The following is an 11309-nucleotide window of genomic DNA, read 5'->3' on the forward strand; positions in this document are numbered from 1 at the left end:
CTTTCGCATGACCACTGTAGTTGCAATCTGTGTAGCCAGAATAATAATAGTTTCCATCGTCTGCTGGTACAAATGGAATTCCATCCTCAAAGTCAAGTGTGAGCGAGATGTTGAAATTTCCCTTTGCATATGCAGTGGTATCTGCGGTAGCATTCTGAGTCTCAGCATGATACTCTGCATTGTAATCCACATCTTCCTTGGAATACACTGTGTAAACGAATTTGTATACCGCATAAACCATATGCTGGCCACTCCATGTGGAAATGTTCTTTTCTTTCATGTAGAAGTAACCATAATATTCAACCCATATTGTTTTCTGCTGGAGTTTAAGATGACCACTAGAGGGTTCAGGTGATGTTACCTGATAATTTACATCCAGATTTGCCCAGCTGTAGTGCACGCCATGGAAATTGAATCTATAGTATTCATCTTCCATGCCTGCATACTCCACATAGTATGCATAGACTGCCTTACCATCATAGTTCCCCGAGACAGTTCCATTTGTCCATGAAACACTGCCAGAAGAGCTGTAGTCCTTCTCCCATTTGTATGCCCATGTTTGGCCTACCTGCCATGGGTCCGCGCTAGCACATGGAACCAGCAGCAGTAACACGCTCAGCAACAAGGCACCGAAACCAATACTTATTTTCCTCATTTTTATGCCTCCAAGTTTTGGTTGTAATGTTGAATGGATAAGGAGTATATAATAGTTTGTGGAATTTTACCTTATTTTTTCTCGCCAGTAATTCAGGATGTCCGCAAGGGTTTTGTACATTGGAATTTCTGGCTTCCAACCAGTATCTGCAGTGAGCTTTGCATTATCTCCCAAAATTATCTTCTCATCAGATGGCCTGAGCTTTTTCTCATCCACCACAACCTCTATTTTGCTGGTAGAAAGTCCTATGAGTGTGTCCAGCACATTCTGAATCTTTATGGGTCTGCTGGAGCAGAGATTATAGCATTCCCCATCCTTTCCTTTAACTGTAGAAATAACAATTGCCTTTACCATGTCCCTGACATCCGTGAAGTCCCTTTCTGTCTGCAAATTGCCAACAAAAATTTTGTTTTCTCGCTTTCCTTTTTCGATTTCTACAATCTGGGTTGCAAAATCGTTTGGAGCATCGTTGGTTTTGCCTGGGCCAGTGGTGTTGAAAATTCGTCCTCTTGTGCATCTAATTCCAAAATTTTTGTAATATTGGTAGGCAAGTAGGTCCTGAGCAACCTTACTTACACCATATGGATGCAGGGGCTGAAGCAGATGGTTTTCCTTTACCGGAATTTCTTCTGGTTCTACATAGCCGTATTCGGCACTTGAGCACGCCACAAAAACCTTTGCATCATGTTTCAATGCTTTAACAGCTTCAAAAATGTTCACGGTGCCAATGACATTTGTTTCCATCGTGTACCATGGGTCTTCCCAGGACTTTGTAGGAAAACTCTGGGCAGCAAGGTGGTAAATGTATTCTGGAGCGTACTTTCCAACGAGCTTTTCAACTGTCTTTCTGTTTCTTACATCGCATTTCAGTACCTTTATGTTCTCATGTTTAGGAATTGTTTCAGCATTTTCTTCCTCGTACCATGTAGCAATCACAGTGTTGCCATCATCAGCCAGCACCTTTATAAGGTACTTACCTATGAATCCTTCAGCTCCTGTTACCCATATATTCATTCTTTCACCCTCTATTTTCCCCTTACCTCTCCCCAGATTATTTTGTGGAGTTGCGGGAGAACTCGTACATTTAATTCCTCCTTTACAACAGCATCTGCAATGAATTTAATATCTGTTCCATAAACGGGCTGGAAGACCACATTTGTCTTTGGCGAATATTTTTCGATTATTTGCTTTGCGTAGTTGAAATCAGTTTCATCTGCAATTACGAATTTGAGTTCGTCAAAAGGGGAAAGAAGTTCAATGTTTGAAAAGTCCATCTTATCTTGCATCCCAGAGCTGGGACATTTAATATCCATGGAAATGCAGAGGTTTTCCTCGCAGGGCATCTCTTGAATTGTTTTAGAGCCATTTGTCTGAAGCTGCACGAAGTAGCCAGCATCAATAAACCTTGAAATCAGTTTCGTAATTTCTTTATAAAGGAGTGGTTCCCCACCAGTGATGCATACTCTGTTTACTCTGAATTCTTCAACCTTCTTGAAAATTGCATCAATGCCCATTTCAGTGCCTTCTTCGAAAGCATATTTAGTATCACACCATTTGCATCTCAAGTTGCAACCAGTTACCCTAACAAAAACCATTGGAATTCCAATGTTGATACCTTCGCCCTGAATTGAGTAAAAAATTTCGTTTATCCGCATGGATTTAGCCCCCTCTCAAACCAGGCAATCTGTCCAATTCCTTCAGCCACACCACACTGAATTCGCACTAAATTCTTATAATCTTTAAGACGTTCAGCGAGGAGATTGCAGATGTATTCTGCCAGTGACTCAGCTGTCACATGCTCTATTTCACACAGGACACAGTCAGAGGCAGGAAAAATGTAGTGTTTTTTGCCATGCCAGACCTCAATTTCCTCACCTTTTCTTTCTATTTTTAAATCAGAATTTTTTGATGGGAGAAGCACATGGTGGTCTAATTTAGCAATTATTTCCCTTGCATACTCTTTTAACTTTGAAAAGTCCAGAAGCATGCCCTCGCTGCCTTGCTCTCCGTAAACTTTGATTTTTAGAAAGTAGTCATGTCCGTGCAATCTCGAACATTTTTCATGCCCAGGGATAAAATGACAGGCAGAGAACCGCAGGTCTCTGAAGACACCATCTAACTCCACGCAGATTTCCATGCATCAGGGAAATGTTTGAGGGATAATAATGTTTACCCTTGCGGTTTTCTTTCCTTTGCTCCATTAATCTTTGATTTTCTACGGTGGATACACCCTTGTTCTACCCTCATCATCAACCTGAATTGTTAAGTTTCCATCGACCTCCATCATCTGTACAGCCGTCATCACATCCACTTCTCGCATTCCATACTCTGCAGCGAAATCGGCAGCAAGCTTTGTGAGGTAAACACCGGGGTTCTGCTTCACATACGCCTTAATCTTCTTTTCAAGCTCAGGAGTAATGCCGTATTCTGCTCGCTCTTCTTCTTCAACCTCCGGTGATTCGCCTTCGGAGGGTCCCACTTCCTCAGTTATGCCAGGCGACTCTGCAGCCACCGCACCTTCTCCTTCTGGAGGCGGTGTTTGCACTGGTTCCTTCTTTCGCCTTTTCATCAGCACGATAACCACAACCACAAATACAGCAATAAGAGCAATTGGTAGAAGCCAGGGTAGGAAATCACCAATTCCTTTTGGAACAACTTTCTGGCTTACACTGATTTCCCAGGTTTTCTCCACGGTGTACTTCCCATCCGTAACTGCAACCTTCAAAGTGTAGGTTCCAGCGCTCTTGAATAGGTGTTCTATTGGGTTACCACTCCCTATGACCTCTCCATTTAGATACCATGTGTATGTGAGGGACTCGTTCTTCACATCGCTGAAATTTGCATAGAACTGGTAAACTGTATCAGTGAGAAATTCAGACGGTATTGATGCATCCACAAAGAATGGTGGGTAGTTGATGTTCACCGCAACCTGAAATTCCTTCTCCTTGATATTCCCAGCAGGGTCTTTCACCTGCACCTTAACCCTGTAAGTCGCATTATCCTGGAAATCCAGTTGATAGTAGCTCTGGTTCACCTTTGCAAGTTCCTCCCAGCCACTCCCATCGCTTGAGTTAATGAAGATGGTTGTTTCCACAATTCCGTTGTTATCATAGGCGTTCCAGGTTAGGTTATGGGTGGTGTTTTCTGTGAGTGTGAGCGAATTAGAGGCGTCAAGTCCGAGAATTGTGAGGATGGGAACTCGTGTATCCAGAGTTACACTTGCCATGGTAATCTCTGAGACCTCTCCGAGGTCTGTGCATACCTGAGCATAGATTGTTTTCTCTCCATCACCTTCTGAAATAATGAATTGAAGCTCAGACGAAAAATTCTGCCAGGGAATATTATCAATTACATCCTGCTGCTCAGTGAGACGGACGAATTTGACTATGCCTATGTTATCACTTGCAGTAAGGCTCAAGGTCACAGTAGTTGAATTTGTGTATTGAGGTGTAGTCATTGTGCAGATTGGGAGCGTGGTGTCATAGTAAATTGAAGCATTCAATTTTACAAAATTCCCTGCGTTATCACAGATTTTGAGGTAGAGTGTGTGCAGCCCTTGAGTGGTGTTTGAAAGCGTGGCTGTTAAGTTCTGTGTAAACGAGTACCATGTGCCATTTTCACTTTCAACCCAGCTCAGGTAGAAACCACTCACACCACTCAGTGCATCTGCTGCCTGCACCGACAGATTAACACTCGTCTTGTTTGTGTATTTTGCACCGTTGTCGATCATCAAGCTGCAGTTTTGTGGTGGCGTGGTATCTAGAACAATTTCGTCATAATAGGAATTGCTTTCGTGACCCACAAAGTCCCTGAACTTCACATAGATTCGGTAGGTTCCATCATTCCCAGAGAGAAATGTGGTATGTGTAGCAGCATAATCAATCCAGGTTGAATTACCAAATCCCGGGTCGTTAATGCTGAGCATCATCTTTTCTACACCCGAAACATTATCTGATGCGTTAAGCCAGATTATAAGTTGCCTATTCCCAGTAAATGGTTTACCTGAAATTGTGATGTTGCCATAGGGTTTTTCAGTGTCGTAAAGCACAGAGGCAGATGCAACACCAGAGGCAATTCCCACATTATCCACAGCGTAGCATTCAAAAGTGTAGCTGCCTTCAACACTGAATGTTACCTGGCATGTGTTTGTTGTTGAATATGTGTATCCAGGGGGTGTGCTCCCGTTTCTGTAAACTCGCCAGTAATAACCAGCGATACCAGAAAGCGTGTCCATGGCATTGATTGTAGCGGTAATCTGCTGGCTGGCTGTTAGTGACGGCACATCAATACTGTTGATGTGGGGTCCAGATGTATCCAGATAAACCGTCACTTGAACATTCTTTGTGTAGTCAGTGTTGTTTGCAGCATCTCCAAGCCAGATATATACATCCCAGATACCCTGGGAAGGTAGAGAGATTGTCATTGTGGTTATGTTCTGGCCTTCTTCATAGCCATCGTAGTCAGAATTGCCGGTTGGAGAAGTTCCGAATTTGTAGTAAGCTCTTGTGATTGGGGTCAAACTATCTGGGTTCTCCCATGTAAATGTAAAGGAATTGTCCTTTGTCCAGGTTGTGGGAGATACGGCTAGATTCTTTGGTTCCATTGGTGCAACTAGGTCTACGAAATGCACCTGAATTGTTCCTGCAGCATTGCCAAGTGAAGAATTAACCATGACACTTATGTTTGCAGTCCCGAGAAGATTCTCACCGATGATTGTGAAACTGATTCTACCACTGGAAGTAAAAACCGTAGCATTTCGATTGCCTATAGCGTTTATCCAGCCCAGGTCTGTGCTCACATAAAAACCAATTCCATCCTGAATTATGTTTCCAGCTGTATCATAGATAATTGAACTATTAACTGCAACGCTAGAATTTGCATCAACATTCCATGCTTGTGGAATCAAAACAATGTTGCCTGCAATGGATGCAGTTGAAACCTGAATTTGCTGGTTCAACACCCCACCAAAAACATCCTTTAGGTTGAAGCCGATGTTGAAGGAGCGGTTGTAATTGAGTTGGTTAATCTCAAGGTTTATGTTTGTCTGGTTGACTATTGTGATGTTGGAAATTGTTCCGTGGGTTGTGGTGATGTTTGACTGGGTTATTGTAGTGTTGTTCATGGGGTTTGTAAATGTAACACTTATTGTGGCTGAAGGCACCGAAAGATTTGTGGAAGGAGTATAACTTGCAATTGTCGGTTGAGCATGAACATTGATTGTGCTTGTGCCAGTTGCATTACCCACGACTGCTTGCACATGAATTGAGTCCGCACCTACACTCGTGCCCGTGTAAAAGAATGAAATTTTTCCGTTAGTTGATGTAATCTGGCTAGGTCCTGCAACATAATTTATGTTTCCATGGTCTGCCCAGACAGTGAAAGCAGTCCCATTTATTACCTGGGAGCCAAATGTGTTTAAAATTGTGGAGGAATTTACGAGAATTGTATTTCCAAGCGAAATGTCAGAGGAATGGAAAAGCTGGATGTTACCAGTGGCATAGGAAGTATCTATAGTTCTCTGGATTGTGCTGGAGTATTTCACATAGTTCTCACTGTCCACAGCTTTTACTCTAAAATAAACCGTGGTGAGAGTGTTGAACTTTTCTGTCAGTTGAGCAAAGTATGTGTTTCCACTTGGATGGCTCATTGGAAGTTCAGTCAAAGAGGTAAAGCTGGGATTGAGTGCATACTGAAGATAAGGTGTGAAACCAATCGGAGAAGTTATATTTGTCCAGCAGGAAAATGTGTCATTGTCAGAGACCTGGGAAACAGGCACCACATTGAAGTTCAGAATTGTGGGAGCAACGCTGTGGTTCACAAGAGCAATAGCATATCTTATCACACTGGTGGTAGTTGAGGCCCTAGCAATCAGGAAGTATTTTCCGTGAGGCAGTTGCGAGAAGTTATAGGAATACCACCAGGCAGTTGTGTTCATGTTTGCATTTCCCCAGGTACCTGCATTTACCTTCACCCTTACGCTGTTTGCATTTGCGAATGTCCCTGTGCAATTTTCCGTCCCATTTACCTTTGTGTTATTTGCAGGATAGTCGATTGAAATTGAAGGAGGTGTGGCACTTACTCTGGTCACATTTAAGAATGTGCTTGTGCTCACCCCAGTTTCATCGGTGGCCCTCACCTCAAATTGATGGGGCCCAAAAAGGTAGCTAGAGATATTTATGAATGCGTACCAGAGCCCTTCCGGGAGGAGCACAGCACTGGTTGTTGTATCTGAGATTACCTCAATTTTTGAAACATTTGAGTAAACTGGAGCCCAGGAGCCAGCAAACACGAGAGTGTCTCCAGCAACGGAGATTGTGTCCTCGGGAATAAAAACAGCAAGCAAAGGCCCTGCAATATTTTCTTCTGGACTGTAATCAATTCCAGCCGTTTCTCTTTTAACACACCCATAAATAGCGTTCCAGAGCACGCTATAAGCTATGCTGCTGTTATCTGTGGTTGCAAATTCAATTGAAATTTGTGAAAGATTTGCAAGAATGCCTGCAGCTTCCACATCCTGGCTCAGGTTTGCAACTTTGAAACTGAGAAAGTTAATTCCCTCATGCTGCACTGAAGTGCCAGTAAGATTTTTGTAGAAGACCATGCCCGTGCCATTGTAAATGTCAGCATCTGTATAGTTTCCGCTTGTCAGGCAGAGGTAGCGGAGCACAGTTCCATCACTGAAGTTGAGGTTGAGCGAGATAAAACTGTTATCCGGAATTGTAGCATTTAATTCCCATACGAGGGAACTCATGTTCTGAGAAACATTGAGAGCTGCAATTGAGTAGTAAATTTGTGAGGCATTTTCTGTCTGGAGCGTCTGGTTTAGATATGAGAGTTTAGAGTTTGGCGATTCCACTGTAAATGTGCCATTCGTTGTGGAGGTCTGCCAGCTATTCAGGTCTGTTGTGTTGCTCCATGGTTCTGAAAAAAAGTTAGCATTGTTTTTAAGCCCGATAGAAAGAGGCGCTGTGCTATTGTAGTATACCCAGACCGGAATTGTTTGCCCAGCAGGAATTGTGACTTCAACGCCTACATAACACTCACTTGGAGACCATGAAAGTATAGTGAAATTCATCAAGTTACCGTTTGCATCTACAACTGCAATATCATCACCAGAAGGTAGCATTGATGGGTAGGTTATAAGCGTGGTATTCAGCAAGAATTCCACAAATTGCTGGTTGTAATCAGAAAGTGTAGGATTTGTAATGTTAATCTGAACTCGTTTTCCGTAAGCAGGGTTCCACCAGGGCGTCCCAGCTTTTTCTTCTGCGTTTCCATGACTCACTGCTATAGCATTCATCAACAAACACACCGCTACAATTGCAACAGTGAACTGTTTCATTCGCTCACCAGTTATGTAATAAAAACGGAGTTAATAAAACTTGCCGAAGCAAATTAATCTTTAGCACGCACCATCTACATCAACCTCTCACCTATACCTTCAGAAAATAATAAATACTGATAGGTTAATAGTGTACACAGCACAGAAAGGGGTGCGAAATTGACTGAAGAAGCACAAGAAGCGAAAAATAACGAGACCTATGAAAATGCCCGTCTTCATCTTCTGGAAATCCAAAATTCAAGATTAACAGAGGAATTGCGGAGAATTGAAAACGAGAAGAGGTACCTGGAAAATGAGGTGGTTCGTCTTCAGAGAGAACTGAGGCGTCTTAAAGTTGAGATAGATAGGTTGAGGTTTCCTCCGTTGATCATAGGGCAGATAAGAGATGTGCTTGCAGACGGAAGGGTTGTGGTGAAAAGTTCTACTGGTCCCGATTTTGTGGTGAACGTGAGCGAGGCCATTCCCCAGACAGAACTCAAAGCGGGTGCAAGAGTTGCTTTGAATAAGCAAACCCTCGCTGTAATGAATGTACTGCCGCCCTCTCTAGACCCAATTGTGATGGGGGCAGAGATAATCGAGAAACCACAGGAGAGCTATGCTGATATAGGTGGGCTCGATGAACAAATTCAGGAAGTGAGAGAAGCAATAGAATTTCCTCTTTTGAAGCCAGAACTTTACAAAAAGGTAGGAATCCAGCCACCAAAAGGTGTATTACTTGTAGGACCACCAGGTACTGGTAAAACCCTAATTGCAAAGGCAATTGCAAGGCAGACAAGCGCGACATTCATTCGCCTTGTCGGTTCTGAGCTCGTACAAAAGTACATTGGAGAGGGGGCACGACTCGTTCGCGAACTTTTTGAACTGAGCAAGTTGAAAGCACCTTCTATAGTATTCATCGATGAGCTAGATGCGATTGGTGCAAAACGACTTGATGTGTCTACGTCTGGAGACAGAGAGGTTCAAAGAACACTGATGCAATTACTAGCTGAAATGGACGGTTTCAACCCACTTTCTAATGTAAAGATTTTAGCAGCAACTAACCGTCCAGACATTCTTGATGAGGCCCTTCTCAGACCTGGTAGATTTGATAGAATCATTACAATCCCGATGCCCAATCTTGAGGCAAGAATCTCGATTTTTAAGATTCACATCAAACCCTTGAATGTTGTCGGCGAAATTTCTGTTGAAGAACTTGCTAGAAGAACTGAAAACTGCACTGGTGCAGACATCAAAGCAATTTGTACAGAGGCGGGAATGTTTGCTATAAGGGCCGAGCGGGACCATGTAGTACCAGAGGATTTTGAAAAAGCAATCACTAAAGTGCTTGGAAGGGGTAAAAAGCAGACCAAGGCACCAACTGGGATGTTCGTATAACATAGCTGGTGGACTATGAAACTTGAGAAGGTGGGAGAAAGGGGAATAATTAGGAAACTTGGCGAGATTTTTGGTGAAAGTGCAATAGAGGATGACTGTGCTATTATACCAGTAGGTGGCCGTTATTTCATGCTTTTTACCACAGACACAATAAATCAGAAGGAACACATACCCTTTACCGCTACTCCATGGCAGATTGGATACTATGCTTGTGCTGTGAATCTGAGTGATATTGCTGCAAAAGGAGGCGAGCCGAGGGGCTTGCTCTTTGCTACAACATATCCTAAAGATACAAACCTGGACTTTGTAATGGAAGTTGCAAGGGGAATGGCTGACTGTGCAGGAATGTACGGAACTACGGTCATCGGCGGAGATACAAAAGAAGGAGATTCCCTTACAATTGCAGGTGTTGGCATCGGAAGGGTACATAGTTCAATGCTCATGCGGAGGAAGGGTGCAAAGCCAGGCGATGCAGTTTATATAACAGGAACGGTAGGCAGAGGAGGCACTGCATTCGTGAAGCTTCAGCATGGCTACGAGCAAAAAAATGCTACTAAAGAATTACTTGAAATCACACCCAGAATCACATTAGCGAGACAAATTGCGCGGTTTGGTTATGTTACAAGCACAATTGACACTTCCGACGGTTTAGCAGCTTCTCTTTGCCAGCTCGGCGAACTTAACAATGTTGGATTCCAGATTCTTTGGGATGAAAAGTTTCCAGTTTATCCTGATGCTCCAAGAATCGCCAATAAATTCGGTATGGAATTGAGCGACTTCATATTTTACGGTGGCGACTACGAGATTCTCTTCACAATTGCCAGCAGTTTTAAGGATGAATTTGAGAAGAAATGTAAAAGAAAGAAGTTCCCTGTAACAAGGATAGGAAGAGTTACGGAGGATAAATCAATTGTGCTCAAGCAACCCAATGGGCGGAATCTGGATTTGAGAGGGTATGGTTACGAACATTTTCTTAGAAAGAATAAAAATCTGGAAACTAAAATTCTGAGTGGACCCAGCGGGAATTTCAGGTAGTTTGAGATTTCAAAATACCATTTGAACCCGCGACCTCTTGCTTGCGAAGCAAGCGATCTTCCGCTGATCTATGGGCCCACCCGTTGATAATGAAATTACTGGGTGTATGTTTCACCCTTTTCGTAGGTGTTCTTGATGTGGGCTAGAAGTATATCTCGGTTCTTCTTAAGATGGGATTCATACCAGGACTTAACCACATCTGCCAGAATCTGGTGAATCCTATCAATGTCCACTTTAGTCACTGGTGCATCATATAGGACATGGACATTGAAAATGCGTTTCCAACCAGAATATTTATAGTAGTTCTCGCCCTCGCAGTATTCAAACACTCCTCTCAGGTGGAGCACCCCTTTTTCATCGGTGTAGTATGTAAATTTAATCCCGTCTCCGACTCTGCCCTGTGCCTGAGTTTTGTCAACTAGCTGGATAGTGTTTATTGTAGCGAAATCAAAATCTGGCTTGAATTCCCAGTCCTTCGGATAGTTCTTGAATGTAGCATATAGATTATGCGGAGGATCCATCGTGATGTGTATATGAATATCGTTAAATTTGTCCCAGATGAGCATGAAATCATGCACCAGGGTTCTGTTCAATTCCATCTTTCTGCTTCTTTCTTCCCCACTTGTCTGGATGATTTCCTCTGTCTTCTTTTCAAGTTCCTCTTCCAGTTCTCGGAACCAGTCCGACGGATTTTGGGTTTTCTGTTCTGCTTTGACCATAGTTCTCAACCCTATGCTCCCCAATAATGTTCACACTTATAAACCTTTTTCAGGGTGCATGACTTCGGAAAGTTCATAGAAAGTTTGAATAGAAAAAAATCCATCCCCGCTCTAAAATCAACCAGAGGGGATGGAATGTCAACACAACAAGTCCATATATCGTCCGAACTAAAAAAATATATCG

General features: G+C 42.9%; 7 protein-coding genes and 1 tRNA gene. 1 reads left to right on the top strand and 7 read right to left on the bottom strand.

The window, feature by feature from the left end; translation table 11 throughout:
• Window positions 1–721 precede the first annotated feature (721 nt).
• The 4 genes from QXD64_07840 to QXD64_07855 form a co-directional block, all read right to left on the bottom strand.
• Window positions 722–1669 (bottom strand): SDR family NAD(P)-dependent oxidoreductase, encoded by a 948-nt coding sequence (locus QXD64_07840; protein ID MEM3397220.1) that lies wholly within the window; start codon window positions 1667–1669, stop codon window positions 722–724.
• A gap of 11 nt (window positions 1670–1680) precedes the next feature.
• Window positions 1681–2310, bottom strand: coding sequence for a radical SAM protein (locus tag QXD64_07845; protein MEM3397221.1), 630 nt, complete (start codon window positions 2308–2310; stop codon window positions 1681–1683).
• Window positions 2301–2792, bottom strand: a complete 492-nt coding sequence (locus tag QXD64_07850) for a 6-pyruvoyl tetrahydropterin synthase family protein (GenBank protein ID MEM3397222.1) — start codon at window positions 2790–2792, stop codon at window positions 2301–2303. The genes QXD64_07845 and QXD64_07850 overlap by 10 nt, the downstream gene beginning before the upstream one ends.
• A 78-nt stretch (window positions 2793–2870) precedes the next feature.
• A complete protein-coding gene (locus QXD64_07855) occupies window positions 2871–7997 on the bottom strand; it encodes a hypothetical protein (protein ID MEM3397223.1) in 5127 nt (1708 codons plus the stop codon).
• A gap of 159 nt (window positions 7998–8156) precedes the next feature.
• Here QXD64_07855 and QXD64_07860 point away from each other — a divergent pair, with 159 nt between their 5' ends.
• The gene (locus QXD64_07860; protein ID MEM3397224.1) at window positions 8157–9371 is read left to right on the top strand and encodes a proteasome-activating nucleotidase; all 1215 of its coding nucleotides are present in this window, start codon (window positions 8157–8159) and stop codon (window positions 9369–9371) included.
• A 203-nt stretch (window positions 9372–9574) separates the two neighbouring features.
• Here the strand turns inward: QXD64_07860 and QXD64_07865 are convergent, their stop codons facing one another.
• The 3 genes from QXD64_07865 to QXD64_07875 form a co-directional block, all read right to left on the bottom strand.
• Window positions 9575–9814: a hypothetical protein gene (locus QXD64_07865; GenBank protein ID MEM3397225.1), complete on the bottom strand. Its 240-nt coding sequence runs from the start codon at window positions 9812–9814 to the stop codon at window positions 9575–9577.
• 567 nt (window positions 9815–10381) lie between these two features.
• A tRNA-Ala gene (locus tag QXD64_07870) sits at window positions 10382–10484 on the bottom strand.
• Window positions 10485–10501: 17 nt separating this feature from the next.
• Window positions 10502–11125 (bottom strand): hypothetical protein, encoded by a 624-nt coding sequence (locus tag QXD64_07875; GenBank protein ID MEM3397226.1) that lies wholly within the window; start codon window positions 11123–11125, stop codon window positions 10502–10504.
• Window positions 11126–11309 lie beyond the last annotated feature (184 nt).

The sequence above is a fragment of the Thermoplasmata archaeon genome, assembly GCA_038874435.1.
In the GTDB taxonomy this organism is placed as follows: Archaea; Thermoplasmatota; Thermoplasmata; order Lutacidiplasmatales; family SKW197; genus SKW197.

Excerpts from the sequence above, each read along its gene's own strand:
- QXD64_07840 (MEM3397220.1), bottom strand. The coding sequence starts at position 1,669 with ATGAATATATGGGTAACAGGAGCTGAAGGATTCATAGGTAAGTACCTT.
- QXD64_07845 (MEM3397221.1), bottom strand. The coding sequence starts at position 2,310 with ATGCGGATAAACGAAATTTTTTACTCAATTCAGGGCGAAGGTATCAAC.
- QXD64_07850 (MEM3397222.1), bottom strand. The coding sequence starts at position 2,792 with ATGGAAATCTGCGTGGAGTTAGATGGTGTCTTCAGAGACCTGCGGTTC.
- QXD64_07855 (MEM3397223.1), bottom strand. The coding sequence starts at position 7,997 with ATGAAACAGTTCACTGTTGCAATTGTAGCGGTGTGTTTGTTGATGAAT.
- QXD64_07865 (MEM3397225.1), bottom strand. The coding sequence starts at position 9,814 with ATGAGCATTGAACTATGTACCCTTCCGATGCCAACACCTGCAATTGTA.
- QXD64_07875 (MEM3397226.1), bottom strand. The coding sequence starts at position 11,125 with ATGGTCAAAGCAGAACAGAAAACCCAAAATCCGTCGGACTGGTTCCGA.